This window comes from Bacillus sp. NP247 (assembly GCF_018966865.1).
Taxonomy (GTDB): domain Bacteria; phylum Bacillota; class Bacilli; order Bacillales; family Bacillaceae_G; genus Bacillus_A.
Genome location: NZ_CP076653.1, coordinates 273,906 through 300,197, shown reverse-complemented (window position 1 = coordinate 300,197; position 26,292 = coordinate 273,906). Strand labels below are relative to the sequence as shown.

Sequence of the window (26,292 nt, the reverse complement as noted above, 5' to 3'; positions counted from 1 at the left end):
TTTGTGAAAAGCAACGTGGACTTGTATACAAAAAGACTCCTAGTTTAATAGGAGTCTTTTTGTATACATTATTTTCTCTTCTTCTTCAAACTCTTCTGATAAGCATAAAGCTTATGAACCTCTTCCTTAAATTCATGCAAAAGTACAGTGTTTTCACTATTTGAATAACGTACTGCATTATAAGCATCTATAATGATATGACTCTGAATATTTACCTCTTCTTCATGATTTACTCTTTCTAGCCAAGCCTCAACAGTTTCTCCTCGTTCTCGGTTTAAAGGAGGGGATAGCTTACTCTCAAGTTTGAAAATTTCTTTTCGAATTTCGTTATTTGGTGGTTTATTTTGTTTGAAGCGTTTTTGGCTAATTCCTTCTTTATCAGTAATGATTGTAGATTCAAAGACAGGCATATTTGGTAAACTTAAATGTTTTCGTTTTTTTACTATTTTCCAAACGACGTAAATAGCGATGGCTGTACAGGCTATTATTGTAATGCTATTAATGAGAGTTGGATCAAAAGGACGCTGCCCCAATTCCTCTTTAATTTGAGGATCTTTTAAATTTCCTTTATTCGACCAAAAGTCGTCTGTATCTTTTAATGCAGCTGCCGAGAACAATGGATTTAAAGCATAACCAAATCCTAAGGCAACTACTTGTATGATATAAGAAAAAAGAAGCCGAATATAAGGAAATACCGGAATAAGTAAAGCGCTAATTATTCCAATCGTAATAATAGAAGTGAAACGTAATAGCTGTTGATTACGATTGGAACCTGTTAACCAAAATGTAATCATAATGTGTAAAGTTAATAGTAACAATTTCCACAATGGCGGAAAGGGGGCATAAAATATAGCTGAAACGACAAACCATACAATACCGCCTAACGATTTTTGTACTGGATATCCCGGTCCAACAGAGTGTACGATAAAGAAAAACAGTGGTAATAATATTGTGCCTAAAATAGAGAAAGGTAGAAATAAAGAACAACCGATTATTTGAATAACTAACAGTAGTACAAAACCTGTTGTTTTTTTATTCATAAATTTATGAATAAGAAATACTCCTACATAACCGGTCACTAAAAATATAGCAATACCAACTAGTTCGTCCCTTTCTGTTAATAACGAAAGGAGGAGGAGCAGAATAAAGTCATTAACGTGATAGAGCCAAGTTTTCAAGTGATTCCACCATCCCTTCATTATTAATGAGGAACGTAGGCTGAGATAGAAGAGGGAGCTCCTTTTTCTGCAAACCAATGTATATCATTGTAGATGAGCGTTCCCTTTTTCTCGTTACATAGTGAAGAAATCCTTGTTTTGGAAGTAGGGTACTATCATCTGAAATACGTGCTAATTCTTCTAACGCTTTGGCGTAATGTGTTTGTCCTTCGTTTAATGGTAAAAGCAAAGGGCCACCTTCTGCTAAAACACTAATAAATAACTCAAACGGAATTTGATGCTTCGTTGCGAATTGACAAATGTACGTTGTAAATGAAATAAGGTCTTCTACATTTTCTTTCCAACCAAACCCACGATCAGCAGCTAAAGAAAGACAAATTGTCCAACTATAATTTTTTACAGGTTCATATTGCTTCGCTTGTAACGCCTGCATTTTAGCAGATGCTTTCCAATGAATAGAGCGGAAAGATTCACGTTCATATCGCTTTACACCGATAATGGATGTTTCATCATTGTAAAAAGAGAAATTCGTTCGATACGAACCTGTTAATAGTTGCTGAAGTTCTTGTAAACCGGCTACTTCTTTAGGGGTAGGATATACAATAATTTCAGTCTTTAATTTATCGAAAACAGGTAAATGTACAGTTAATAAATGAAAAGGATCTTTTAAAACACATTCAAACTGTTCAATTTGAAAGACACCACGCTTCGTTGCGGTTAATGTTAAATCCCATTTTTGTGCTGAATGAGCAGGTTGTGAAAATGGGAAAGAAAATAATGTTTTTGATATTTGTTCAATCCCTTGATCTTTATGCGGTATAAGAGATGAATTTAAATGAAAATAACAAACGCCGTTAACGAGTGGTATATTTGCACCATTTTTTAAATGAATAAAAAACTGTCCAGATTCATCAGGGAAAAGCCGAGTTGTTTGTTTTTCATTTATAACTTGAAATCTTTTCTCTATGTAAGCGACATATTTATAAATGAAAATCGCAAATAAATAGTAGAAGAAAAAGAGAAACATAATAATTCGTTGCGGCAGAAAAAACGTAAATAGTATAGCGCCTGGCACAGTTAATTGAATAATATGGAGTTGAAAAAATAAAGGTACAGTTACAACGCGCTGTCCATTCATGCTTGTTCAATCTCCACAGGTACGTCAACTTCTTTTAAAATCCTTTGCGTGATTTCATTTTTTGTCGTGCGTAAGGCACCTTCCATCGATAAGACGATACGGTGATTCCAAACAGAAGGAACTAAAAATTGTATATCTTCAGGTGTGCAATATTCTCTCCCGCGTAAAAAGGCTAATGCTTGAACTGCACGTACTAAAGCTAATGTGGCACGCGGGCTTACACCGTTAGCGATGTAATCGTGATTTCTTGTAGCGTGAGCAAGTTTAATAATGTAGTGTTCTAACGGTTCTGATACGAAAATTCCTTTCACTTGTTGCTGCGCTTCTAAAATGTCCTCTAAAGAAATGACAGATGTGATGCTTTCTAACGGTGCATTGTTACGAAAACGGCGCATCATTTTTAATTCATCTTCAGGAGCCGGATAACCAATTGAAATCGTCATTAAAAAACGATCAAGTTGTGCATCTGGAAGCGGGAAAGTTCCTTGTGATTCAATCGGGTTTTGCGTCGCAATAACAAAAAACGGTTTTGGAAGAGGAGTAGACTGCTTTTCAAGCGTTACTTGTCGTTCTTCCATCGCTTCTAACAAACTAGACTGTGTTCTCGGCATCGCACGGTTAATTTCATCTGCAAGTAGAATATTTGTCATAACTGGTCCAAGTCTTAATTCGAATTCACTCGTTTTTGGATTGAAATATTCAATACCTGTTACATCACTCGGAAGTACATCAGGGGTAAATTGAACGCGAGAAAAATTACCACCAATGCTTTTTGAAATGGTTTTCGCTAACAAAGTTTTCCCAGTACCAGGAACATCTTCAAGCAGTACATGGCCTTCAGCAAGCAGTGAAACGAGTAATAGATCAATAACATTCTCCTTACCAACAAACACAGATCCTATATTTTCTTTTAATTTATGTATCATATGTATCATTCCTTTCATAATAAAAGCTGATATCTATATATTTTAACAAATTATTCAGAAGATTAGTATGATTTTTCAATTCAAAGAAAACGATATTCAATTGGAAATTCCACTTGCATATTTTGGAATATGATTATACAATATCGTTATACGATGTATCGTAAATCGATATATCATAAAGCGATGTATCGGAGGTAGTTATAATGAATAGGAAATCGCAAAAATATATTCCATTAACTGAGGCGACATATTACATATTATTGTCACTAGTGAAGCCAATGCATGGTTATGGAATTATGCAAATGGTAGAAGAGATGACAAATGGGGAAGTCAAGCTCGGTCCTGGTACTTTATACGGGAATACGACGAAGTTATTGAAAGAAAAGTTAATTGTTGAAGTAGCATCTACAGACAGAAAAAAGTGCTATGAGTTAACGCCGTTTGGGAGAGAAGTGTTGGAACTAGAGTACAACAGATTACAGCGTTCGGTTAAAAACGGGAATAGTATTTTAGGGGAGTGAATGGAAGATGGAGACAAAGAAGATATTCAAACCTTTCGCGGTATGGAGCGTAGAAAAAGAAGAAGCTTTTTTACGGGATATGCACCAACAAGGCTGGGCATTACAAAAATATAATATAATGTATACGTTTAAGAAAACTAAGACGAAAGATGTAGTATATAAAGCGGATTTTAGATTGGATTATAAAGATTCGAAAGAAAAACAAAAAGAATATATTGAAATATATGAAATGTGTGGATGGAAACATGTAACGAGTTTTGCAAAATGGAATTATTTTTGTAAAGATGTAGAAGATGATAATGAGTTACCTGATATTTATTCAGAAAAGGAAACGAAGGTACAAAAAATGAAGGAATTACTACAATTTTTTGCATTTATTTCAATAACTATATTACCCTCAATGTATAACGTATTTTTAAGTTCAACAGAATCAAGAGTGCCAATTTGGGCGAAAGTTATGCTGGGGTTTGTTGGTTGTATGTATATGTATCTCTTTATAAGGCTCTCTTGGAAAATTAAGAAATTGAAAAGCGAAATATTATAATAAAGAGTGGATTTTTAAAGAAGATGATTTCGTAGATATTATACGGGAATCATCTTCTTTCATTTTTATGTAATTTTATTTTGTTCACTCTTTTTTACACAATAAAAAACTATATATTTAAGGCATAGAACTAACAGTTACAAAGATAATACCAGTGATAATACCTGAAAAAATCATAAATGATGAAGAAACGATTAATAATAATGAACTACTAATTAATACTATTTTATTAGAGTTTTGATGTTTAAAGTGGTAATAAAGTAAAAAGCCGCAAACAGTAGAAACAATCCATATAGCTAGACCGTAAGGAGTTGTTATCTTCTTCCAATCGAAAATCCAAAAGTAAAAGATGACTATGTGACAAGTTAATAGTAGAAATGTAGATGGAATCATTAACTTTTTATTTAAAATCATTTATGTCACCTCTCTTATGTAAATATTACCAAAAGAGTGTGGAGTTGAAAATATAATAGGGAAGTGAATAAGGTTTTCACTTAAAGAAACTACGAGATGAGTAAGAGATATTTCTAAAGCAATTTCCATTTGTATGGGAATTTAAATAGGAAAAGAACCATATAAAATTATGAAGGGAGGAGAGTCATAAAATGCAGAGAATGAACAATTATTTTCGTGCTCGTGCGAGTATGGTATACATGATGACTAATAATGAAGTAATGAATCACATTGTTGCTTTTCATATGGATACGAATGGAATGCTCACTTTTGTGGGTTCTTACCGAACTTACGGAAGAGGTACTGGTATAAAGGAAGTTTCTACAGAAACAGCAAACGATGGTATAGATCCTCTAGCATCACAAGGTTCTCTCACTTTATCCCGTGATGGTCGTTTCCTATTTGCAGTTAACGCAGGCAGTCATAGTATTAGTAGCTTTATCATAGCAGATAACGGGGTGCCGGTTTTCGTGGATGTAAAGTCATCAGGGGGTGCTCAGCCCAATAGCATTGGTGTGTATGATAATCTTCTCTACGTCTCCAATGTAGGTAATGCTGCAAACAATTTTGCATCAAATATTACTGGATTTCACATAGATGATAAGGGAAACCTTACACCTATTCCAGGATCCACTCATGCTCTCAGTACCTTTAATGCTCAGCCCGCACAAGTTCTCTTCACCCCGGATGGTAGTAAAATCGTTGTCTCCGAGCTTACATCGAACCATCTCAGTGTCTTCCATGTAAATAAAGATGGTACGGTTACAGGACCAATCGTAAATAATTCTTACGGTAAAGGCCCTTTGGGTGCTTACTTTTTATCGTCCGGAATTCTCTTAGTGACAGAAGCGGTTTCAAATGCGTTGTCATCTTATTCATTGAGCAATGACGGTACTCTTCATGTTATCAGCGGCTCTGTACAAAACGGATATAAAACTGCTTGTTGGGTTATAACAACGAAGGATGAACGTTTTGCCTACACTACGAACACTTTAAGTGGCACCATATCCACCTACCAAATCGTCCCGAATGGAGCACTGTCGGTAGTAAGGCATATTACTAGTACACCGCCGGGGACTGCGCCAGGTCTTCCGATGGATGTTGGAGTGAGTAAAGATGGACGACATTTTTACACCCTTAACGGAAATCAGGGGACAGTGTCAGCATTTAATATTCAAAATGATGGTAGTCTAGTAAGGTTGCAGGTTGTTGCTTCATCCAATGTGCCTTATTTTGGGTCGCAAGGTTTAGCTGTTCTTTAATTCTATTGGGCCGCTATTTTTGTGTAGAACAGAAATATATATGACAGTGTACGAATAGTAGCCATGTAGATAAATTAGGAACCTTTGATTAAACAGCAATTGTGCATCTTGCTTATGAAAACCAGAAAAAACCCCCTATAGAAAATTGGTAGGGGGTAATAAAGATGTTTAAGAGAAAGACTGATTTTGAGCCGGTTTAATAAATTGTTCTGGATTTTCAACAAGCCCGCATACAGCACATTGGACGCGATAAGTAGGTCCTTGATAGGCCATATGAAAAGCGTTCATCGTTTCATTTGTGTATTCTTCTTCTACTTGACCAGTTTGCGGATTTAATTTTACTGGTTTTACTTGTTGCTCAAGAATATTAAAGCGAGTGCGGTTCGTTTTACAGCTTGGACATAACATTGGTTCCATATGTATACACCTCCATTTGTAGCATTTCTTAAATGATATGAATTTATGCACATAGTTTTATGGTCATGTAAAAAAAACTTTCTCAACATAAATAGGTATATATTATATTTAAAATTCAGAAAAAATAAAATATAATAATACGTAAGAACTGGTTATGTCCAAACCAAATCTCCTGTTTTATGCCAATAAGCTGGGGGGCCGAGAAATCGGCCTCATTTTTTTGTGCTCATCTCCATAAGGTACAAGGTTTTTAAAAACATTTGTCGAATTTTTAGAGGTGAAGGTAAAGGGGGGAATAATGATGAACTTAAAAATGAAATACATTATTTTATATGTAGAAAAGTTTGAGGAATGTTTAAGGTTCTATAAAGATATTTTACAGTTACCTATAAAAGCAGAGCACGGTACATATATTGAATTTAATACTGGAACTACAATTTTAGCGATGAATACGCGAGAGGATGTAAGGGAGTTAACTGGATTACCACTTACAGAAGGGGTATTACAGTCTTCTCATTTTGAATTAGGATTCGTTGTTGAGAATGTGCAAGAAACGATTGAGCAATTCAGAGAACAAGGTATTAAGGTTTTAGTTGAACCGATGACGAAACCGTGGGGACAAACAATTGCTTACATTGCCGATCCAGACGGTAATTATATTGAAATTTGTAGTTCATTAGAATAGAAGGAGAAAAAGAGGATGGGGTTTCCAAAATTAGAAACAGAACGTTTACTATTAAGAGAACTTACACTATTAGATGCAGAAACGATGTTCCATTATTTTTCAAAAGAATCCGTTATTCGTTATTTCGGAATGGACTCTTTCGAAAATGTTGAGCAAGCGAAAACGACTATTCAAACGTTTAGAAAGCGTAATGAAGAGGGAAGCGTATTTCGCTGGGGAATAGAGAAGAAAGGAACGGATCAATTAATTGGTACGTGTGGATTTCATTTAATTAACAATCATCATAAACGGGCTGAAATTGGTTATGAGCTAGATGATACATATTGGGGGCAAGGATATGCATCTGAAGCACTACAGGCTATGCTAGCTTACGGATTTGAAACGTTGCACTTTATAAGAATTGCAGCTGTCGTATATATAGAAAATGAAGCTTCTTGTAATTTATTAAAAAAAGCCGGATTTCAAGAAGAAGGATTACTTCGAAAATATATGATTCAAAATGATGTTGCTCATGATACGGTCGTTTATTCATTATTAAAAGAAGATTGGCAAAAGTAATGAGCACAAATGAAATAATGAAAGTTATTAAGGAACATAAAGATGAGCGATTTATACTAGGTATAGACGGACTAAGTCGTTCGGGTAAAACAACTTTGGTTAAAGAGTTGGAAGAAGATATGAAGAAAAGTGGAATCCCGTTTCATATATTCCATATTGATGATCATATTACCGAGCGTAACAAGCGATATAATACTGGATTTGCAGAATGGTATGAGTACTACAACCTTCAATGGGATATAGAGTGGTTGCAGCAAAACTTATTTCAGAAGTTACAAAGTGACATGCAATTAGAGTTGCCATACTATCATGATGAAACAGACACATGTGAAATGAAAGAAATACATCTTCCTTTAGTAGGTGTAATAATTGTTGAAGGTGTTTTTCTGCAGCGAAAAGAATGGAAAGAGTACTTTCATTATATGGTGTACTTGGATTGTTCAAGAGAAACAAGGTTTCTTCGCGAGAGTGAGGAAACGCAGAAAAACATTCCAAAGTTTCAAAGTAGGTATTGGAAAGCTGAGGAGTATTATTTGGAAAAGGAATCACCGAGGGATTTGGCGGATTTCGTAATACGCAATATGTAACAATGTAAGTAAGTACAAAATAGAAGGTGTATAAAATGAATATATTATGGGATTTTGATGGAACGTTATTTAATACGTATCCTGCATATACAATGATGCTTTCTGAAATATTAGGTGATGCAGTAGATAAACAAGAAATATACAAAAACTTAAAAATATCATATTCCCACGCAATTCAATATTACAACATTTCAAATGAACAGGAAGAACAGATTAAAGTTTTGAAGAAACAGTTTACTCCAAAAGATATGAAACCATTTGAAGGTGTCGAAGAGATTTTGAAATTTGCGCATAAAAACGTGATTATGACACATAAACATAGGGCAGGAGTTATGGAAATCTTAAAGTATTATGGATGGGACAAATACTTCGTCGATATGGTTACAATTGACGATGGTTTCCCCCGAAAACCGAACTCTTTAGCTTATGATCATTTACATAAAAAGCATAATATTGATCTAGCAATTGGAGATAGAGAGTTAGATTTATTGCCTGCAAAGGAATTAGGTATTTCAACATGTATGTTTCATGGTAAAAGTGATGTAGCGGATTATTCTTTATCGCATTACTCTGAGTTTTTTAAGGTAGTGAATGATAGAGAGTTTTCTTTATAAAATAAGTTATTATTAAAGACTGTATCTATTAATTAATAGATACAGTCTTTAAATATTTGAGCTACTTCTTTTTATTTTCTATACACTTCAATACGTTCGTTCCCCCATGTATTCAAGAAGTTTTCTGTATGTACCAATTGCCATGGGTTTAAGAACGATTGTCCATCTTTATTAAAGAAATAACCGTCGCCTACATGAAAAGAAGCGTGTATTACTTTGTTCTTTTCATTTTTCCAAACAAGGATATCGCTAGGTTGTAAAGCTTCGATAGAAGCTGATTTTAATCTATACCTTTTTATTTGTAAACCTTTTAGAAAGCTATTATCATGTACCCATTTCGTAATAATCCATTTTGCCTCAGATTTTTCGCTACAAATACTCGCTAAAGTAGCTGCAAGACAGTTTGCTCCGTTTGCAGTAGAAAAAGTATTAAAATATGGAGCGATATGGGGAAAATCTTCTTTAAACTTCTCGATTTGTTTTTCACTTAATGAAGTTTGATTAACAAATTGTTTTGTTAATAGAAGTAGAAATTTATATTGAAACTCTTTATGTAAGTTATCCCATAGTGATTTTTGCATACTTATATAACGCTTTGAATCATATGTAAATGAATAAGGAGATACATGTTGCAATATGGCCGCTTTACTTGAAGGAGATGTTATACCTTCTAGTACACATTCAATCATATCCCATTCATAAATAGAGCCTCTATTAACTTCAAATTGAATTTGGAAAATGCTTTCGCGTGTTTCTTTGTCCCATTGCATAATCAAACTAGGGTTTGCTACACAAACAAATTGAATATCCTTATGAATATTCCATACTTGATAGCTATTTCTACTATCAATAGTGTTGAAAATGGTATGGTTAGAAAATTCCTCTTTAGGCATAAGTAAAGTATTAGAAGTGAAATGCTTTACGACTGTTCCATACTTTTTAGGGAAAAAGAATAAATCATATTCAGGTAGAAATTGTTCAATCCATTTATTTAGTATATTCGTTTCGATTTGTATACTAGTCATTAAAAATCACCTCTAATCTATATTCTATAATAATAATTTAAATGCCTTTTAAATATGTAGAAAAAACGATACGAATTATCATTTGATATGAAAATTAAGGGAATATTATTCAGTATTTGTAAGTAATCATGTTATTCTAATAATAGATTTCAATAAAGAGAGTGATCACATGAGTATTTTCATTTTAGAAGATGATGCCATACAAGCGCAGCAAATGAAGCGGTTAGTTGAAGAGATTTGTGAGAAATATATGTTGCCATATGATTTTATTGAAGTAACTAGTAAAAGTGAAACTATTATTGAAAACATTCCAAGGGCGACTTATGTACCAATTTACTTTTTAGATATTGAGATTAAAAGAGAAGAACGTAAAGGGCTGCAAGTAGCACAAGAGATTCGTAAATATGATACACAAGGGATTATTGTGTTTGTAACGACGCATTCTGAATTTGCACCAATCTCGTATCAATATATGGTATCAGCGTTAACATTTATTGATAAAGGTTTGCCTTATGAAGAACGCTATCAAGTTTTTGAACAATGTTTTCTTCAATATGAAGAGCGTAATAAGGCTACTATTCCGAATGACGATTTTATCGTTGAAAATAATAATGCGACTGTGCGAGTCCCATTTCATACAGTTGAGTATATTATGACCGATGAGCCACATCGTTTAGCATTAGTTACGTTAGATCGTATCGTTTATTTTTACGGGGCATTAAAGGAGATTGAAATAATAGATGAACGTTTATTTCGTTGTCATCAATCATATATCGTGAATACGAAGCAAATGTCTTCTTACGATGCGAAGCAAAAAATGATGATATTAAAAAGTGGGAAACGAATTCCAGTATCGCGTCGTTTAGTTAGTAAAGTACGTAAAATGTTAAAGGGTGAGATGTAATGTATATTTATGATTTATTTGCACTACTACTTACTAGTATGAGTCATACATTCTTATACATTCAATTAGTCCGGTACAATAGATTGTCATATAGAATGTTAGCAGTTTTAAGTGCCATATTTATTATTTTGCTTGCAATTGTCGTAACAGTAACGAGATATCCAGAGTTAAATAGTACAATTGTGTTATTTCTAATAAGTTTAGGATTAATGCAAAATGAATTGAAATTTAAGCATAATTTATATTTTGCATTAGTTAGTATGGTTGTTATTACATTGGTGAAAATGTTGTGTTTTGAATTAGGTATGAAGTTATTTATGTTAACACCATTTAATTTATATTTATGGACAGGGAGTATCATCCATCTTTGCGTGTCATTAGTTACTTTTGTTGGTATTATAGTAGCCCGTAAACAAATTCAAAAGATTGCACAGTATATTGTAGGAAGTCCGCTGTATTATATTAGTTATGTTTTGCTAATTATAGGGTTTATGATTGAATTAATTTTGACGAGTCCATCCAATGATTTTTTAGCAAATTTAAATCAACAATATGGTGAATTGAGTTTTATTTCAGCAATTATATTGTTTTTAGTATTACTACTTATTGTATTACTGAGTTCACATTTAGCGAAAGAGAAGTTAGTGGAAGAGCATGAAAAACGTTTAGATAAAGAGTTACTCGAATATGTGGAGAAATTAGAATCGATGCATGATGAACTGGCTAGTTTTCGCCATGATTATATAAATGTGCTACTTGCGTTAGAAGCGGGTATACGTACAAAAAATGTGAACGAAATCGAGCAAGTTTATTATGACGTAATTACTCCTACTTTAAAATTAATAAATGATCATGAACTCGATATTGCGAAATTATCTCGTATACATATTCCTGAAGTGAAAAGCGTATTACGAGCGAAAGTTGGTACTGCCCAGCAACAACAAATAAAAATAATGCTTGATATACCAGGGCAAATTGAAACGGTTTCGATGTCTACTGTTTCATTTATTCGCATCATTTCAGTTTTATTAGATAATGCAATTGAAGAGGCTGTACAGAGTGAGGAAAAGATAATGCAAATTGCCTTTTTTGAAATGAATGCAGAGCAATATTTTGTTGTACATAATAGCTCTCATTATAAAGAGATTGATTTACAAAAAATTTATGAGAAAAACTACTCGAGTAAAGTAGGGGATAGAGGGTATGGGTTATTCTCATTAAAACGCATTATAAATAAAACGAATAACGCAATGTTAGAAACTACTTATAAGAGCCCTTATTTCACACAAACCTTCATACTAAAAAAGATAACCATTTATGATGGAAATCAAACCGAATAAGAAATAACTACATACTTTCTTTACTCGTTTTTATACACTTCAAGTAAGAGGTGAAGCGAGATGAATGGTCTTATTTTCACAGCAATGATTAGCTGTGGTTTACCGCTTATAGCACTTTTATATGCTTTTTGGAAGAAACGCTATATCCCGTATATGTTAGGTGTATTGGCTTTTGTTGTATCACAAGTTTTGATCCGTATACAAATACTAAAATATTTAGGGGAGAATAGCACTTCTTTTTCAATGTTCAGTGCAATGCAGCCAGTATTATTTGCTGTAGCACTTAGTTTGTCAGCAGGTATTTTTGAAGAGATAGCTCGCTTTATCGTAATGCGCTATTTTATGAAACAACGAGATTGGCAGTCTGGATTTTTATTTGGGGCAGGGCATGGTGGTATTGAAGCGGTGTTGATCGTCGGTATTCCAGTAGTATCTTTCTTATTAACACAAACCGTAGTTCAAGGTAGTGAAAATTATTATATCGGCGGGATTGAACGTATCTTTGCAATGGTATTACATGTTGGACTTTCCTTTATAGTATTGCAAGCTGTCGTTCAAAAGAAATTCCGTTTTGTTATCATTGCAATTCTCATCCATGGGGCTGTAAATACATTAGCTGGCATTATACCACTATATGTACCTGCAAATAGTGAAATATTCGTTGTAGAAGTTACATTAGCGATTTGTGCTTTACTTGTTTTTAGTTATAGTTTGCTCTTAAAAAGAAAGGGTGTATTAAAATGAAAAGAATGTTACTCATAATCATTGGCGCTATCGCGGCATTTGCACTTGCAGCATGTACGGGTAATAAAGTAGATGGAAGTACTTCAAAAAAAATTATTCCGAAAGCGGAAGAAATTGTAACGTTACTAAATGAAACTAAGTATAAAGAAGTGCATGATAAATTTGATAGCAAGATGAAAACTACATTATCAGAGGAGAAAATGAAGGATCTTACTCCTGTAATTGAAAAAGCTGGTACATTCGAAAAGATTGAGAAAAAGTCGATTGAGGAAAAAGATGGTTTATATACTGTTGTTCTTGTAGCAAAATATAGTAATGAGAATCGTACTTTTATAGTCACTTATAATGATAAAGAAGAAATAGCGGGATTGTTTATTAAAAAGTAGTTGAATGACAGATAAAGTGATTGTATTTACTTTATCTGTTTTTTGTTTTTACCAATTTTTAGTTGTTCGTACTAATATAAACTCATATGTATAAAAGAGGGGGTGTTACGTTGAATACCGAAATAGTTCCCAAAAAGAAGTACAGCATAATAAGCTATGTATCTTTACTCATCGGAATTATGTGTCTTTTATTCGTTTTTATAACTCCGACGAGAATAGCGAATGCGGGTAATATAGTTGGAGATTATATAACGATTGCTCTGACTGGCGTAGGTATTATACTTTCAAGCATTGGAATTACGAAACAAACAGAGAAGAAGGCAATTGTAATTATCTCATTAATACTTTCCTCATCTTTCTTCATTTTTTGGATTATCACGATTATCTTATTGTTTACTGGTCAAATAAATTTTGCGCCTTAATGAGCAATAAAAAGAGTCCTTCATACGAGAAGGACTCTTTTTTATCCCGCTATTCGTGGACAGTAAGACTCCCACCTCAAAACTCGGCATATGCGAGGAAGTTAGGCGGGAGATTAACTTCCCGTAAAAGCCCGATTGGTGAGGGCTAATAATCAGAGGGGGATGAACAAAACCCCCTCTGATTAAAGTTTCACTCTTCTGGTTGATATTCTAAAATATCCCCAGGTTGGCATTCTAATGCTTTACAAATAGCATCTAAAGTTGTAATTCTAATTGCTTTTGCTTTTCCATTTTTTAATATAGAAAGGTTAGCCATTGTAATGCCGACCTTCTCTGAAAGTTCAGTTACACTCATTTTTCGTTTAGCTAACATTACATCAATATTAATTATTATTGCCATGTTATTCACCTCAGACCGTTAAATCATTTTCTGATTTTATATCTATCGCATCTTTTAGAAGTCTTTGGAGAACGGCAGCAAAGACTGCGATAACCAATGAAGCAAAGATCATAAGCATGCCAAGTATAATAATACCAGGTGCATCGTCTCTTTCCGCCACAAGATAGAAGAGTGGCATACCTACCACATATAAAATACTGATTGTTACTGCGCAGTTTTTTATCTTTTTTAAAGCTCTAACAGATAATTTCGAGAAGGCGTTACCCTTGTCAATGAAGCTTACAAGTTTAAAAGCTTGATACAGAGCGAAATAAAAAGGTAGTACCGTTGCATACAGATTGATTAAAATAAGATATTTTATATATGCAATATCGGGATACAATTCCGCTGCATAATTCCCTATGTTAGGAACTAAAAATATACATAAAGCAAGGACAGGGATTCCAATCAGAATAATAGCTGTCTTTAAAAAGAGTGTTGATCCTTGTTTCATATAAAGCACCTCATTTATTAATTATCTATTTAATCTAACATGAAATTTATCGTATAACAATAAATTTTTATTTATTATAATCGTGTTTTTATTGTTAAGTAAATTTTGAATTTAAATGAAGATAATCGTTTCTTCTTTCTGTAAATGATGTTATGTTAAAGGTAACGATTAAGTCTTTATTATCTCGCTATTTGCGGGTTAATAACCAGTGGGTGATGGACCCCCCTCTGATTAAAGTTTCACTTTATAGCTAATAATTAATATGATTGTGCCTTTAGAATTTATTCAACTGCTACAAGTAATTGAATAGTAACATGCCCGATTATCATTTAGATTATGGAAAATCGGCTTTTTTATATACAAGATCACTTAGTGCACGTTATCAAGACATAAATTCAAAAAACAATTAAAGTATCAAGCTCCTAACCTATTTTGTATGACTAATATGTTAGGAGCTTTTATTTTTGATAATGATTATTACAATTAGGATAGTTGATTAACCATACTTTCTAAAAATTTGTCTGCTTTTTCTTTTAATGTATCCGGCGTATGATAACCAATCGTAAATGTAAGCCTTCCATTATATGAGCTTATTCCCATTGTAAAGGATGGTGCATACATAATAGGTGATGACATATAACCGTCCTCAGCTTGAACTTCACCAAACTAAATAGGTGCAGTTGCTATCAGTCTGAAAAAATTATGCCCTGAACATAACACCTACTACTAACAATTTCGATTCATTTCTGTTATAATACGAATTAGCAACATAAAGGAAAGGAATTAGAAAAAATGACATTACAAAATACTAAAAATTTAAAAAAACAAGTTGCTCCTTTTGAAAAATCAACGGCAAAAAAAAGTGTTTGGCAAATCATCAATACGGTAGTGCCATTTATTATCTTATGGTACCTTGCTTATAAAAGTTTGTCCGTTTCTTATTGGTTAGCATTAGTTCCAGCTGTGTTAGCCGCTGGATTTATGACACGGATTTTCATTATTTTTCATGATTGTACCCATCATTCTTTCTTTAAAAGTCGTCGTGTAAATAGAATAGTAGGGACATGTATGGGTGTTTTAACTTTATTCCCGTTTGATCAATGGGGGCATGAGCATTCCGTTCATCACGCTACAAGTGGTAATTTGGATAAGCGAGGTACAGGAGATATTTGGACCCTTACAGTGAATGAATATTTGGCAGCGCCATTTAGAATCCGTTTAGCATATCGTTTATATCGCAATCCATTGGTTATGTTTGGTTTAGGTCCGATTTATGTTTTCCTACTTAAAAATAGATTTAACAGAAAAGGTGCTAGAAAGAAGGAACGCATGAATACCTATTTGACGAATGTTTTAATTGTTGCTTTAGTAGGGTTATTTTGCTGGGCAATCGGATGGCAATCGTTTCTTTTAGTACATGGTTCCATATTCTTAATAGCAGGTTCAATAGGTATTTGGCTGTTTTACGTACAGCACACATTCGAGGATTCTTATTTTGAAGAGGATAAAGAGTGGGAATATGTGAAAGCGGCAGTGGAAGGAAGTTCTTTTTATAAACTTCCCAAAATCCTGCAATTTCTAACTGGTAATATTGGGTATCATCATGTTCACCATTTAAGTCCAAGGGTACCTAACTATAAACTAGAAGAGGCACACAATAATACGCTTCCTTTAAAAAATGTACCAACGATTACTCTTGCTACAAGTTTACGGTCACTCCGTTTCCGTCTTTGGGATGAGCAAAGTAACAATTTTGTTAGCTTTAAAGATGTTAAAAATATTATTAAAAATAATGTTTCTGTTCGGGTGAAATCTGAACTATAATTTCATCGTATATAAAACTCCCCTTAATCATTTTCGATTTAAGGGGAGTTTTTGTTTAACTAGTAGATGCACGATAAGGAGAAAACTTAAATGATTTAAATTGTAATTGCGGAGGATTAGGAACTGGTAGGTATTAATATAAGAAGACGATAAAATTATTATGTTAATAATTTGAGACGATTGATAGCACAACCTTTTTTAATGGATATTGTGCTTAGTCCCTGAGAATATTTCAATAGACATGAAAATGATGTTAACGTAATAACAAGAGTATCTTAATCTGCAAAATAAATAACAATAAGAGTTATGAAGTTATTTCAAGATAATAAAATGTAAAACGGACAAACTCAATTATTCATGAATTTGTCCGTTTATCTTTTAGTGGAAACAGGGGAGTATATAAACCACATGTGAGTAAAGTGTAAAGCTGTTTAAAGATTTGTGTATTCAGCTAATCTGGTCTTTTTTACAGTTGTTACTTTTTAGTTTGACCGGATAGTTCAACAGACTTTTGCGTACAACGCTGCATAGCTGAAATGATGGCTGTTCGTAAGCCTTTTTCCTCTAATGTTGCTACAGCTTCTATAGTTGTTCCGCCAGGAGAACAAACCATATCTTTCAATTCACCTGGATGTATTCCTGTTTCTAGTACCATTTTTGCAGAGCCTAACACAGCTTGAGCAGCGAATTTATATGCTTGATTTCTTGGCATACCATCTAGTACAGCTGCATCTGCCATCGCTTCTATAATCATATATACGTATGCTGGTGAAGAACCACTTACAGATGTTACAACATCCATTAATTTTTCGCTTACAATCTCTGTTTGGCCAAAACTATTGAAAATGTTTAGTACATCTTCTAAATCCCTTTCTGTCACCATTTCATTAGGACATAACGCTGACATTCCTTCTCCAACAAGAGCAGGTGTATTAGGCATTACTCTTACAATCCTTAACTTTTTATGAAAAGCATCCTCAGTACTTTTAATGCTTTTACCTGCAGCGATCGTTACGACGATAACATCGTTTTTGATCACTTCTTTTATTTCGTTAATTATTGATGCGTATAGGTCTGGTTTAATTGATAAAATTAAAATATCAGCATTTTTAGCTACTTCATTGTTGTCAGTTGTTGTAGTTAGTCCATATTTTTCACTAGCATTTTTTAAATTAGTAGTGTTTAAATCTGAACAAATGATTTTATTTGAAGACACTATATTTTTGTTTAACATCCCGCCAATCATAGCCATTCCCATATTTCCGCATCCGATGAATCCAATTTGTTTGTCCATAATAACTCAATCTGGCTCCTTTTATAATAAATTATATCGGTCTGATATTGTTATTCTAAAATAATAATGATATCTCCATGCAATATAAAGAAATATTCTAAGAGAATATATTCCTTTTTGCAACAGTAAAAGATAAAAATCAATTATATTCGACATTCTGTAAATATATACACTATAATTTGAGGCTTTATATTTAAGTATATGTGTTAAACTTATATCGATTTGTATTTTCATTCATTAGGGCAATAATTTCATACAAATAACTTGCGGCTCTATTTATTTTTAAAAATACCACTTGACACCAAATTGAACTATATCGCATAATATAAAAAAATCAGATCGAAAATCGTTGAAGGGAAATAGTACATATGTCTTCTTGCGAAAGAGAGTGGAATTCACCGGCTGAAAGATTCCTCGTATAGAATATATCGAACCTATCCCTGAGTCTTAAATGAAAGTTTAAGCGTTCGCCTGCGTTATAGGCACCAAGTGGATATCTATGTATATCAATTAAGGTGGTACCGCGGAACAATGACCGTTTCGTCCTTTTTATTTTATTAAGGGCGAAGCGGTCATTTTTATTTTGCCCTTAAATAGGCTAGGTACAGCACTGATGAGAATAGAAGTGTAATTTATAAAAAACTTTGATTTTAGACTTGGGGGATATAAAAGTGAAAAAACAACGCATTGTTGTAAAGATTGGGAGCAGTTCTTTGGCAGATAGTCACGGAGGCATTTCTAAAGAACAACTTTCAGATCATGTTGCCGCATTGGCACGATTGAAAGAGGAAGGGCATGAAGTTTTGTTAATTACATCTGGGGCCGTCGCTGCAGGTTTCACTGCTCTAGGTTATCCTAGCAGACCTGTGACAATTAAAGGAAAACAGGCAGCTGCCGCTGTCGGACAAAGTTTATTAATGCAGGCATACACGGAGGAATTCCGTAAATATGGTATCGTTACTGCACAACTGTTACTAACGAGAAGTGATTTTTCTAGAAAAGAACAATACAGTAACGCTTACGCTACTTTAGGAGAGCTACTAAACCGTTCTGCTCTTCCAATAATCAATGAAAATGATTCTATTTCTTTAGAAGAGCTGACGTTCGGTGATAATGATATGCTGTCAGCTTTAGTAAGCGGACTTGTTTCGGCAGATATGCTCATGATTTTTACAGATGTGAACGGTTTATATGACCAAAATCCTCAGAAAAATGCGGATGCGAAAAAATATTATTTCCTTCCTGAGGTAACGGAAGAAATTGCTTCTCTTGCAGGAGATGCTGGCTCAAAACTTGGGACTGGCGGTATGAAATCAAAAATCGATGCTGCAAAGACGGCACTATCTCTTGGAGTGAGTGTATTTATCGGAACGGGATGTGGACAGGAGAAGTTTTTAGATGTTATGAAGGGCAAAGGTGATGGAACATATATCGGGAATGCTCCTCAAAAAGTGATTAAGATGAACAAGCAATGGATCGCACTACATTCGCTCGTTAGCGGACAAATTGAAGTAGATGCCGGGGCAGCTACCGCTATCATTCAGCATGGAAAGAGCCTTCTTCCTGCTGGTGTTACAAATGTGTCAGGATTTTTCCAAGTGGGCGATGTTGTTGAGGTAATCACGCAACAAGGGCGAGTAATAGGAAAAGGACAATGCACATATAGTGCAGAGGAACTAAGGGATCTAAAAGGTATGCAAAGCCAAGATATTCAAGCAAGAGGCGAAAGGCATAGCTATGAAGTCATCCATAGAGATCATTGGGTTTCATTTTAAGAATAGAGACCGTTCTAATTCTAATAAGTAGGATAGTGCATTACTAGCGTTAAAAAGATCTCAAATTTTATACTGATTAACCTTAAAAAAGGAGGAAATAAAAATGAATGAAGTGTTGGCAAAGGGGAAAAAGGCGAAAGAGGTTGCTAGAGAACTTGTGCTTAAATCTACAGATCAAAAAAATGAAGCACTTGCCGCAATTGCTGATCAGTTGATAGTAGGAACAACTTATATTTTAGAGGAAAACAAACGGGATATTGAAGAAGGTAAGGCAAAAGGGTTTTCTGATTCTCTCCTTGATCGCCTTATGCTGAATGAACAGCGTATCATTGATATGACTGAAGGTATTAAGCAACTAATTGATTTATGTGATCCTGTTGGAGAATGTGTAAGTGCATGGGAAAGACCAAATGGATTATCTATTCAGGAGATGCGCGTACCACTTGGTGTTGTCGGAATGATTTACGAGGCAAGGCCGAATGTGACAGTGGATGCTGCTACAATTTGCTTAAAAACAGGAAACGCAGTAATACTACGTGGTAGTTCTTCTGCTATTCATTCTAACAAAGCCATCGTTAGCGTTATTCACCGGGCGCTTAAACAAACAAGCTTGCCTTCAGAAAGCGTACAGCTCATAGAAGATACAACGCGCGATAGTGCAAAGCAGTTGTTTACATTGAATGAGTACTTGGATGTTCTTATACCAAGAGGCGGCAAGCAGTTAATAGATACTGTAGTGAGAGAAGCATCTGTTCCAGTACTTGAAACAGGTGCGGGAAATTGTCATATTTTCATTGATGAAACAGCGGATAAACAAATGGCATTTAATATTATTATAAACGCAAAAACGCAGCGCCCATCTGTATGTAATGCAATTGAAACGATTGTACTTCATGAGAATTGGGCGCAGCAATTTGGCAGTGAGCTGTTTTCTTCCTTGAAGAAAACAGGAGTAGAGCTACGTGGTGATAATAAAGCATTGGCAATTGATTCTTCTATTGCATTAGCTTCAGAAGAAGACTGGGAAACAGAGTTTTTATCTCTCACACTGGCAGTTAAAGTGGTTTCCACTGCGGAGGAAGCAATTCATCACATAAATACGTATGGATCCATGCATTCCGAAGCGATTATTACAGAGAACGAGGAAAACGTCAGTAAGTTTTTCACATCTGTTGATGCCGCAGCACTCTACCATAATGCATCGACTCGTTTTACAGATGGATCTGAATTCGGATTCGGCGCAGAAATTGGCATCAGTACACAAAAGCTACACGTAAGGGGACCGATGGGGCTACCTGCATTGACTTCCACAAAATATGTGATTCGTGGAAATGGACAAATTCGAAGATAAAAATTATAAAAGAACAAGTAATAAGATGAAGACACCCAATTCAGTTTAAGTGTCTTCATCTTATTACAATTATTCATTTACCATACAAAAAGCCCTACAAGCATAGCACTTAATAAGGAAACAGCCATTCCGCTAACAAGCAGCTTCCAAACATTTTTACCAATTATTGATGATTTTTCTCCGCCAAATAATGAATTGTAGGTTCCGTAGATCATACCTACTGTACTAAAGTTAGCAAAAGAAGCTAGAAATGTTGTTGCAACAGCAATTGTATGTGGTTGTAAAGACTTTAGGTTTGATTTTAAATCCATCATTGCAACAAATTCATTCGTTGTTATTTTTATCCCCATTAATTCTGCTACATACATAGCATCACTGCCTGATAAACCAAGTAAAAAAGCGAAGGGACTAAAGATAATAGAGAAGATTTTTTGAATCGTTAAACCTGTTACAAAGAAGCTCAAAATACCATTTAAACATGCTGTTAAAGCTACATACCCAATTACCATCGCTAAAATAACAATAACCATATTCATCCCAACTAACATACTGTTTGAAATAGTAGAAAAGAAATCTTTTTTTTCATTTTTTGAAGGTGAATAAATAACATCTTCTTCTTTAGTAATTTCTACAGGGTTTAAAACATTAGCCAAGATTAATGCGTTAATACAGTTTAAAGGAATAGCACTGAAAATATATGTTGCTGGAACCATTGATAGATAAGCACCAAGAATGGATCCGCTGACGCTACTCATACTCATAATTCCAAAAGTCAATAAACGATTTTCTTTTAAAACAGATAATTGATCACGAACAACTGCAAGTGCTTCCGTATTCCCTAAAAACATCATTTGAATGGAAAAGAAGCTTTCTAACTTTGGTAAACGAGAAATCTTTGAAATAATTGCACCTACTTTATCAATAATCCAAGTTAAGACTCCAAAATACGAAAGAATATCAAAAAAAGTGATAACAAAAATGATAGGAAGTAATGCGCTAAAGAAGAAATCAACGGTTTGATTTTCCATAGCTGAAGGAAATGCAAATCGAATACCTTCATTCGCACATGATAGTAGCCAACTGAAAAATGATGCAATTTTATTAATGATAATACTGCCTAATTTCGTGCCTAACATAAACCACGTAATAAAAAGCTCCAATATTATTAGAATAACGATTGGTCTCCATTTTATTTGTTTTTTATTAGGCGAACATAGAAAAACGATTAATATTACAACAAAAATCCCTAACATATTTAATATGAAATGCATGTCAACAACTCCTTGAGGTTTATTATTTGTATATAAAAAAGCCTCTATTCTTCCAAATTTGGATTATGATCAGAAGTTATGAAGAATGTAAATTATGTTTGGGATTAATCTATTTCAATTTATGTACTAAAAATTAATGTTTTTTCGCTTTATAAAGGATATGTATTAATAATGTAAAGCAACAAAATAAATCTATTGGTAGAACGAAGGACAACAATTATCGGAAGTATGATAAATTTTTCTAAACTAATAACTGTGTCCATTTTTAAATTGTCTAGGTGAAATACCAGTATGTTTTTTAAAGACCTTTGTAAAATGACTTTGGTCATGGAAATTTAATAGTGTGGAGATTTCTGATATAGAATGTTTTGTATAGGTCATTGAGCTTTTTGACTCATCTATCTTAGCAAGCTGAATATATTCGCCTAATGAAATTCCAACTTCTTTTTTGAAAAGGGAAGATAGATAACTAGGATTTAATACGACTATTTCTGCGAGATGGGATAGTGTAATATCTTCGTAAAGATGAGTAAATATATAATTTTGGCATATGTTTATAGGCTTTGAATGTTTTTGCATTTTCCCGTTGTTAACTCGTTCTGAGAACTCAAGTAAAGCATTCTCTAAAAATGGGGAAATGGCTTCACTTTTTTTTATTTCTTCGAGTTTCTGAATTAATAAATCACTGAGGGTATATGCGATTTCAGGGAATAGTCCACCATCTATAGCCGACCTTGTCGCAAGTGTAATTGCTGCGATGGCAGAATTTTTCTGGCTTCGCAGGTGGCTTGTTTTTGACAACACCCCAAGATCTCCTGATTCAGGTAATTGTCTTAAATTTTTAATTAAATCATCCTTTTTTCCTTCCTTAATACACTCAAATATTTTCCTTTCAACGAGTGGATCGATATGAGTTAATGTACTTTGACGTTGCTCCGATATATGTATATCGGGCTTTTCAATCTCAAAATCATCCTTTTTTAACAGTATATTTTTTTGCAAAATATCAGCAATGTCTAATTTTTGTTGATACAGCATGTAATAAAGAACCATACTTATATTTAAAAACTGCAAATTGCTTAAGACGGGGAGAGATTGATAATAGTGAATCATTTCCTCTTTGTCTGTTTTTAATTGAAGATCATTAACGATTCCTTTAATTGATGTTTCTGATAGTCTGGAATAAAGGACTGGTCCAACGATGATATTCCCGCTAAGTGGATCGTTTAAACGTAAGTTAATTGAGAAAAAATTTTCAAGAAAGGCAGTCTCTTCTAGTGACGGAAAAGTACAGGGAGGCTGTTCCTTAAATAGTTCATTAAGTATCGCCTCTTTTGAAGAATACATAGGGTTATGCTGAATATTAGATGAGATTTCAAATGCTAAATCTCCTTTGTTATTAAGAAAATAGATAGGTGTTTTATGTATGTCAAAGACTATTTTGCAAATATAATATAAATCTTCTAGTTTAGAGCAATTCATTATTTTAACCTCTATTCTTTAAACATCAGCCAATATGTGTACAAGTTAAAAACAGCAGAAACACCTAGGAGGAAAAAGTATTTTTCCCTCTGCATAGTAACCATATATATAATCAGATAAAATTTTTACCAGTATTCTAAAAAATATACCATAATATCTAAAAAATAATAACATCAAGAAAGCGTTTACTTAATTATTTTTAGGAGGGCTATCATGAAAAGGGATATTAAGAAAATCATTTCACAAATGACATTAGAAGAAAAGGCAAGTCTATGTTCTGGATTAGACTTTTGGAATACAAAAGGGATTGAGCGATTGGGAATCCCTTCCATTATGGTAACTGATGGACCACACGGCCTTAGAAAACAGGCAGAGGGAGCAGATCATTTAGTGATTTATAACAGTATTCCATCGACTTGTTTCCCATCAGCAGTAGGATTAGCAAGTACATGGAATAAAGATTTAATAAATCAAGTAGGGGTTGCATTAGGAGAAGAATGTCAGGCTGAAAATGTAGGAGTTCTCCTTGGACCAGGTGCAAACATTAAACGTTCGCCGCTATGCGGAAGAAACTTTGAATATTTTTCAGAGGACCCGTATTTATCATCACAAATGGCTGCAAACCATGTTAAAGGCGTACAAAGTCAAGGGATTGGAACGTCATTAAAACATTTCGCTGCTAATAATCAGGAGCATCGCAGAATGTCTGTAGATGCAATAGTTGATGAAAGAACATTGCGTGAAATCTATCTTGCTAGCTTTGAAGATGTTATTAAGGAAGCACAGCCATGGACAGTAATGAGCGCTTACAATAAAGTAAATGGTGAATACGCTTCGGAAAACAACTATTTGTTAAATGATATTTTAAAAGATGAATGGGGATTTGAAGGTTTTGTCGTTTCTGATTGGGGTGCAGTAAATGAGCGTGTTGAAAGTTTAGCTAACGGTTTGGAGTTAGAAATGCCTTCAAGCTTTGGAATTGGTGAGAAGAAGATTGTTGATGCAGTTAACTGTGGTGGGCTAGCTGCAGAAAAACTTGATCAAGTGGTAGAGCGTCTTCTTAACATTATTTTTAAAGCTTACGATAACCAATTAGAAAGCGCTGTGTATAGTAAGGATGCACATCATCAGCTTGCAAGAGAAGTTGCAAGTGAAAGTATGGTTATGTTACAAAATGAAGATTCCATTCTTCCGCTGAAAAAAGAGGGAACGGTAGCGGTAATTGGAGGATTTGCAAAGCAACCACGTTTTCAAGGCGGCGGAAGCTCTCATATTAATCCAACAAAGCTTGAAAATATTCTCGAAGAAATCGAAATGGTATCAGGTGAAAAAACGAACATATTATTTGCCCAAGGCTATGACATTGCAAGTGATGATGTAAATGAAAGCATGGTTAATGAAGCGAAAAAAATAGCAGAGCGAGCAGATACAGCGGTCCTTTTCGTTGGACTTCCAGATCGCTATGAATCTGAAGGCTTTGATCGAAAACATTTACAGATGCCAGAAAATCACGTGCAATTAATTGAGGCTATCGCTGAAGTTCAAAGTAATATCGTTGTAGTTTTAAGTAACGGTGCTCCAATTGAAATGCCATGGATAGGTAAAGTAAAAGGAATACTGGAAGGCTATTTAGGTGGCCAAGCATTAGGCGGGGCGATTGCTGATTTATTATTTGGTGATGTGAATCCAAGCGGGAAATTAGCGGAAACATTCCCGAAAGTGTTAAGCGATAATCCTTCTTACTTAAACTTCCCTGGTGAAGGTGACAAAGTAGAATACAAAGAAGGTGTGTTCGTCGGATATCGTTATTACGATGTGAAAAATATTGAACCGTTGTTCCCATTTGGTTTTGGGTTAAGCTATACAAATTTTGAGTATAGTAATCTTTCAATAAATAAGAAAGAGATAACGGATACGGACACTGTTTCTATCAGTGTGAACGTGAAAAATACTGGTAGTACGGCAGGGAAAGAAGTTGTTCAGCTTTATATAAAAGATGTTGAAAGCAGTATGATTCGTCCTGAAAAAGAGCTAAAAGGATTTGAAAAAGTAGAATTGCAGCCGGGAGAAGAAAAAACGGTTAGCTTTACTTTAAATAAAAGATCATTTGCTTATTATAATGTTGAATTGAAAGATTGGCATGTTGAAACAGGTGAATTTGAAATTTTAGTAGGAAAGTCTTCAAGAGAGATAATTTTACATAATAGCATGTATGTTCAATCAACGACTATAATTCGAAAACCAGTGCATCGTAATACTTTACTTGGGGACATATTTACGGACCCAATCTTAGCACCAATCGCAAAAGGGCTTATGGAAAAAGCATTAAAAGACAGTCCGTTTGGCAGTATGACTAGAGGCGATAGTGATGCCTCTGAAATGATGGACGCTATGCTGAACTATATGCCATTACGAGCATTAGTGAACTTTAGCGCAGGTGCTTTTACAGAAGAAATGTTGAGTGAAATAATTGGGCTATTGAACGATGCGCAGATGAATCGATAAGTGGTGAATGCGAGGAAGTGAGGCGGGAGATAATGGCCCGGAAATGCCCGGTTGATTTGGGTTAATAATCAGTGGGGATGGACAAAATCCCACTGATTAAAGTTTTATTTTATCCATGTAGGACGTTTCTCCAACATACAAAAAAGCAAATGAGAGTTAGAATCTCATTTGCTTTTTTTTGTACTTCTTCTGC

General features: G+C 34.2%; 27 protein-coding genes, 1 pseudogene and 1 other annotated feature. Of the genes and pseudogenes, 16 read left to right on the top strand and 12 right to left on the bottom strand.

What is annotated here, in order from left to right; genetic code table 11:
- Positions 1 to 68: 68 nt before the first annotated feature.
- Genes KPL75_RS01655 through KPL75_RS01645 form a run of 3 tightly spaced genes read right to left on the bottom strand, consistent with a single transcriptional unit; the run spans position 69 to position 3,242 of the window.
- Positions 69 to 1,178, bottom strand: coding sequence for a DUF4018 domain-containing protein (locus KPL75_RS01655; protein ID WP_219919143.1), 1,110 nt, complete (start codon positions 1,176 to 1,178; stop codon positions 69 to 71).
- Positions 1,153 to 2,316, bottom strand: a complete 1,164-nt coding sequence (locus KPL75_RS01650; protein WP_219919142.1) for a DUF58 domain-containing protein — start codon at positions 2,314 to 2,316, stop codon at positions 1,153 to 1,155. Before KPL75_RS01650 ends, KPL75_RS01655 begins: the two co-directional genes overlap by 26 nt.
- Positions 2,313 to 3,242, bottom strand: coding sequence for an AAA family ATPase (locus tag KPL75_RS01645; RefSeq protein WP_219919141.1), 930 nt, complete (start codon positions 3,240 to 3,242; stop codon positions 2,313 to 2,315). The genes KPL75_RS01650 and KPL75_RS01645 overlap by 4 nt, the downstream gene beginning before the upstream one ends.
- 203 nt (positions 3,243 to 3,445) lie before the next feature.
- On the opposite strand from KPL75_RS01645, the gene KPL75_RS01640 reads away from it, so the two are divergent.
- Together KPL75_RS01640 and KPL75_RS01635 are read left to right on the top strand one after the other, a co-directional pair.
- Positions 3,446 to 3,763, top strand: a complete 318-nt coding sequence (locus KPL75_RS01640) for a PadR family transcriptional regulator (RefSeq protein ID WP_219919140.1) — start codon at positions 3,446 to 3,448, stop codon at positions 3,761 to 3,763.
- Between the two features lie 7 nt (positions 3,764 to 3,770).
- Positions 3,771 to 4,307, top strand: coding sequence for a DUF2812 domain-containing protein (locus KPL75_RS01635; RefSeq protein ID WP_219919139.1), 537 nt, complete (start codon positions 3,771 to 3,773; stop codon positions 4,305 to 4,307).
- A 117-nt stretch (positions 4,308 to 4,424) separates the two neighbouring features.
- Here the strand turns inward: KPL75_RS01635 and KPL75_RS01630 are convergent, their stop codons facing one another.
- A complete protein-coding gene (locus KPL75_RS01630; protein ID WP_219919138.1) occupies positions 4,425 to 4,721 on the bottom strand; it encodes a hypothetical protein in 297 nt (98 codons plus the stop codon).
- A 191-nt stretch (positions 4,722 to 4,912) separates the two neighbouring features.
- Between KPL75_RS01630 and KPL75_RS01625 the strand changes: the two genes are divergently transcribed.
- Positions 4,913 to 6,022 (top strand): lactonase family protein, encoded by a 1,110-nt coding sequence (locus KPL75_RS01625; RefSeq protein WP_219919137.1) that lies wholly within the window; start codon positions 4,913 to 4,915, stop codon positions 6,020 to 6,022.
- A gap of 168 nt (positions 6,023 to 6,190) precedes the next feature.
- Here KPL75_RS01625 and KPL75_RS01620 read toward each other — a convergent pair whose 3' ends face one another.
- On the bottom strand, positions 6,191 to 6,439 hold the full coding sequence (locus tag KPL75_RS01620) for a hypothetical protein (protein WP_000433610.1): 249 nt from the start codon (positions 6,437 to 6,439) through the stop codon (positions 6,191 to 6,193).
- A 301-nt stretch (positions 6,440 to 6,740) separates the two neighbouring features.
- Between KPL75_RS01620 and KPL75_RS01615 the strand changes: the two genes are divergently transcribed.
- The 4 genes from KPL75_RS01615 to KPL75_RS01600 are packed head-to-tail and all read left to right on the top strand — an operon-like array spanning position 6,741 to position 8,883.
- The gene (locus KPL75_RS01615; RefSeq protein ID WP_219921050.1) at positions 6,741 to 7,124 is read left to right on the top strand and encodes a VOC family protein; all 384 of its coding nucleotides are present in this window, start codon (positions 6,741 to 6,743) and stop codon (positions 7,122 to 7,124) included.
- Positions 7,125 to 7,139: 15 nt separating this feature from the next.
- Entirely contained in the window at positions 7,140 to 7,682 is a 543-nt protein-coding gene (locus tag KPL75_RS01610; RefSeq protein ID WP_219919136.1) for a GNAT family N-acetyltransferase, read from the top strand.
- Positions 7,682 to 8,269, top strand: coding sequence for a kinase (locus tag KPL75_RS01605; protein WP_219919135.1), 588 nt, complete (start codon positions 7,682 to 7,684; stop codon positions 8,267 to 8,269). Before KPL75_RS01610 ends, KPL75_RS01605 begins: the two co-directional genes overlap by 1 nt.
- A 35-nt stretch (positions 8,270 to 8,304) precedes the next feature.
- On the top strand, positions 8,305 to 8,883 hold the full coding sequence (locus tag KPL75_RS01600) for an HAD-IA family hydrolase (protein ID WP_219919134.1): 579 nt from the start codon (positions 8,305 to 8,307) through the stop codon (positions 8,881 to 8,883).
- 71 nt (positions 8,884 to 8,954) lie between these two features.
- Here KPL75_RS01600 and KPL75_RS01595 read toward each other — a convergent pair whose 3' ends face one another.
- Positions 8,955 to 9,908 (bottom strand): hypothetical protein, encoded by a 954-nt coding sequence (locus tag KPL75_RS01595; protein ID WP_219919133.1) that lies wholly within the window; start codon positions 9,906 to 9,908, stop codon positions 8,955 to 8,957.
- Between the two features lie 169 nt (positions 9,909 to 10,077).
- On the opposite strand from KPL75_RS01595, the gene KPL75_RS01590 reads away from it, so the two are divergent.
- The 5 genes from KPL75_RS01590 to KPL75_RS01570 all read left to right on the top strand — a co-directional run bounded on the left by KPL75_RS01590 (position 10,078) and on the right by KPL75_RS01570 (position 13,704).
- Positions 10,078 to 10,812: a LytR/AlgR family response regulator transcription factor gene (locus tag KPL75_RS01590; RefSeq protein WP_219919132.1), complete on the top strand. Its 735-nt coding sequence runs from the start codon at positions 10,078 to 10,080 to the stop codon at positions 10,810 to 10,812.
- Positions 10,812 to 12,152, top strand: a complete 1,341-nt coding sequence (locus tag KPL75_RS01585) for a GHKL domain-containing protein (protein ID WP_219919131.1) — start codon at positions 10,812 to 10,814, stop codon at positions 12,150 to 12,152. The genes KPL75_RS01590 and KPL75_RS01585 overlap by 1 nt, the downstream gene beginning before the upstream one ends.
- 60 nt (positions 12,153 to 12,212) lie before the next feature.
- The gene (locus tag KPL75_RS01580; protein ID WP_219919130.1) at positions 12,213 to 12,896 is read left to right on the top strand and encodes a YhfC family glutamic-type intramembrane protease; all 684 of its coding nucleotides are present in this window, start codon (positions 12,213 to 12,215) and stop codon (positions 12,894 to 12,896) included.
- Positions 12,893 to 13,282, top strand: a complete 390-nt coding sequence (locus KPL75_RS01575; RefSeq protein ID WP_219919129.1) for a DUF3887 domain-containing protein — start codon at positions 12,893 to 12,895, stop codon at positions 13,280 to 13,282. The genes KPL75_RS01580 and KPL75_RS01575 overlap by 4 nt, the downstream gene beginning before the upstream one ends.
- A gap of 110 nt (positions 13,283 to 13,392) precedes the next feature.
- Entirely contained in the window at positions 13,393 to 13,704 is a 312-nt protein-coding gene (locus KPL75_RS01570) for a hypothetical protein (protein WP_219919128.1), read from the top strand.
- 190 nt (positions 13,705 to 13,894) lie between these two features.
- Here KPL75_RS01570 and KPL75_RS01565 read toward each other — a convergent pair whose 3' ends face one another.
- The 3 genes and pseudogenes from KPL75_RS01565 to KPL75_RS01555 all read right to left on the bottom strand — a co-directional run.
- Positions 13,895 to 14,104 carry a helix-turn-helix domain-containing protein gene (locus tag KPL75_RS01565; protein ID WP_219919127.1) on the bottom strand — a complete coding sequence of 70 codons (210 nt, stop codon included), beginning with the start codon at positions 14,102 to 14,104 and terminating at the stop codon, positions 13,895 to 13,897.
- Positions 14,105 to 14,114: 10 nt separating this feature from the next.
- Positions 14,115 to 14,597: a DUF2975 domain-containing protein gene (locus KPL75_RS01560; protein WP_219919126.1), complete on the bottom strand. Its 483-nt coding sequence runs from the start codon at positions 14,595 to 14,597 to the stop codon at positions 14,115 to 14,117.
- 483 nt (positions 14,598 to 15,080) lie between these two features.
- Positions 15,081 to 15,263: pseudogene (locus tag KPL75_RS01555) on the bottom strand (hypothetical protein); the annotation flags it as partial.
- A gap of 126 nt (positions 15,264 to 15,389) precedes the next feature.
- Between KPL75_RS01555 and KPL75_RS01550 the strand changes: the two are divergent.
- Complete coding sequence (locus KPL75_RS01550) at positions 15,390 to 16,421, top strand: Delta(5) desaturase DesA (protein WP_219919125.1); 1,032 nt, start codon at positions 15,390 to 15,392, stop codon at positions 16,419 to 16,421.
- 475 nt (positions 16,422 to 16,896) lie between these two features.
- Here KPL75_RS01550 and proC read toward each other — a convergent pair whose 3' ends face one another.
- A complete protein-coding gene (gene proC / locus KPL75_RS01545) occupies positions 16,897 to 17,715 on the bottom strand; it encodes a pyrroline-5-carboxylate reductase (protein ID WP_219919124.1) in 819 nt (272 codons plus the stop codon).
- 340 nt (positions 17,716 to 18,055) lie between these two features.
- Positions 18,056 to 18,266, top strand: a binding site (T-box leader).
- A 120-nt stretch (positions 18,267 to 18,386) separates the two neighbouring features.
- Between proC and proB the strand changes: the two genes are divergently transcribed.
- Both proB and KPL75_RS01535 read left to right on the top strand, forming a co-directional pair.
- Entirely contained in the window at positions 18,387 to 19,490 is a 1,104-nt protein-coding gene (proB, locus tag KPL75_RS01540) for a glutamate 5-kinase (protein ID WP_219919123.1), read from the top strand.
- Between the two features lie 103 nt (positions 19,491 to 19,593).
- Entirely contained in the window at positions 19,594 to 20,841 is a 1,248-nt protein-coding gene (locus tag KPL75_RS01535) for a glutamate-5-semialdehyde dehydrogenase (protein ID WP_219919122.1), read from the top strand.
- Positions 20,842 to 20,918: 77 nt separating this feature from the next.
- Here the strand turns inward: KPL75_RS01535 and KPL75_RS01530 are convergent, their stop codons facing one another.
- Positions 20,919 to 22,112: a NupC/NupG family nucleoside CNT transporter gene (locus KPL75_RS01530; RefSeq protein WP_219919121.1), complete on the bottom strand. Its 1,194-nt coding sequence runs from the start codon at positions 22,110 to 22,112 to the stop codon at positions 20,919 to 20,921.
- A gap of 246 nt (positions 22,113 to 22,358) precedes the next feature.
- Positions 22,359 to 23,594: a helix-turn-helix domain-containing protein gene (locus KPL75_RS01525; protein WP_219919120.1), complete on the bottom strand. Its 1,236-nt coding sequence runs from the start codon at positions 23,592 to 23,594 to the stop codon at positions 22,359 to 22,361.
- Between the two features lie 213 nt (positions 23,595 to 23,807).
- Between KPL75_RS01525 and KPL75_RS01520 the strand changes: the two genes are divergently transcribed.
- Positions 23,808 to 26,099: a glycoside hydrolase family 3 C-terminal domain-containing protein gene (locus KPL75_RS01520; protein ID WP_219919119.1), complete on the top strand. Its 2,292-nt coding sequence runs from the start codon at positions 23,808 to 23,810 to the stop codon at positions 26,097 to 26,099.
- Positions 26,100 to 26,292: the final 193 nt, after the last annotated feature.

Bases quoted from the DNA above. Each gene is read 5' to 3' on its own strand.
- KPL75_RS01650 (WP_219919142.1), bottom strand. From the start codon at position 2,316: ATGAATGGACAGCGCGTTGTAACTGTACCTTTATTTTTTCAACTCCAT.
- KPL75_RS01645 (WP_219919141.1), bottom strand. From the start codon at position 3,242: ATGATACATAAATTAAAAGAAAATATAGGATCTGTGTTTGTTGGTAAG.
- KPL75_RS01640 (WP_219919140.1), top strand. From the start codon at position 3,446: ATGAATAGGAAATCGCAAAAATATATTCCATTAACTGAGGCGACATAT.
- KPL75_RS01635 (WP_219919139.1), top strand. From the start codon at position 3,771: ATGGAGACAAAGAAGATATTCAAACCTTTCGCGGTATGGAGCGTAGAA.
- KPL75_RS01630 (WP_219919138.1), bottom strand. From the start codon at position 4,721: ATGATTTTAAATAAAAAGTTAATGATTCCATCTACATTTCTACTATTA.
- KPL75_RS01625 (WP_219919137.1), top strand. From the start codon at position 4,913: ATGCAGAGAATGAACAATTATTTTCGTGCTCGTGCGAGTATGGTATAC.
- KPL75_RS01620 (WP_000433610.1), bottom strand. From the start codon at position 6,439: ATGGAACCAATGTTATGTCCAAGCTGTAAAACGAACCGCACTCGCTTT.
- KPL75_RS01615 (WP_219921050.1), top strand. From the start codon at position 6,741: ATGAACTTAAAAATGAAATACATTATTTTATATGTAGAAAAGTTTGAG.
- KPL75_RS01610 (WP_219919136.1), top strand. From the start codon at position 7,140: ATGGGGTTTCCAAAATTAGAAACAGAACGTTTACTATTAAGAGAACTT.
- KPL75_RS01605 (WP_219919135.1), top strand. From the start codon at position 7,682: ATGAGCACAAATGAAATAATGAAAGTTATTAAGGAACATAAAGATGAG.
- KPL75_RS01600 (WP_219919134.1), top strand. From the start codon at position 8,305: ATGAATATATTATGGGATTTTGATGGAACGTTATTTAATACGTATCCT.
- KPL75_RS01595 (WP_219919133.1), bottom strand. From the start codon at position 9,908: ATGACTAGTATACAAATCGAAACGAATATACTAAATAAATGGATTGAA.
- KPL75_RS01590 (WP_219919132.1), top strand. From the start codon at position 10,078: ATGAGTATTTTCATTTTAGAAGATGATGCCATACAAGCGCAGCAAATG.
- KPL75_RS01585 (WP_219919131.1), top strand. From the start codon at position 10,812: ATGTATATTTATGATTTATTTGCACTACTACTTACTAGTATGAGTCAT.
- KPL75_RS01580 (WP_219919130.1), top strand. From the start codon at position 12,213: ATGAATGGTCTTATTTTCACAGCAATGATTAGCTGTGGTTTACCGCTT.
- KPL75_RS01575 (WP_219919129.1), top strand. From the start codon at position 12,893: ATGAAAAGAATGTTACTCATAATCATTGGCGCTATCGCGGCATTTGCA.
- KPL75_RS01565 (WP_219919127.1), bottom strand. From the start codon at position 14,104: ATGGCAATAATAATTAATATTGATGTAATGTTAGCTAAACGAAAAATG.
- KPL75_RS01560 (WP_219919126.1), bottom strand. From the start codon at position 14,597: ATGAAACAAGGATCAACACTCTTTTTAAAGACAGCTATTATTCTGATT.
- KPL75_RS01550 (WP_219919125.1), top strand. From the start codon at position 15,390: ATGACATTACAAAATACTAAAAATTTAAAAAAACAAGTTGCTCCTTTT.
- proC (WP_219919124.1), bottom strand. From the start codon at position 17,715: ATGGACAAACAAATTGGATTCATCGGATGCGGAAATATGGGAATGGCT.
- KPL75_RS01535 (WP_219919122.1), top strand. From the start codon at position 19,594: ATGAATGAAGTGTTGGCAAAGGGGAAAAAGGCGAAAGAGGTTGCTAGA.
- KPL75_RS01530 (WP_219919121.1), bottom strand. From the start codon at position 22,112: ATGCATTTCATATTAAATATGTTAGGGATTTTTGTTGTAATATTAATC.
- KPL75_RS01525 (WP_219919120.1), bottom strand. From the start codon at position 23,594: ATGAATTGCTCTAAACTAGAAGATTTATATTATATTTGCAAAATAGTC.
- KPL75_RS01520 (WP_219919119.1), top strand. From the start codon at position 23,808: ATGAAAAGGGATATTAAGAAAATCATTTCACAAATGACATTAGAAGAA.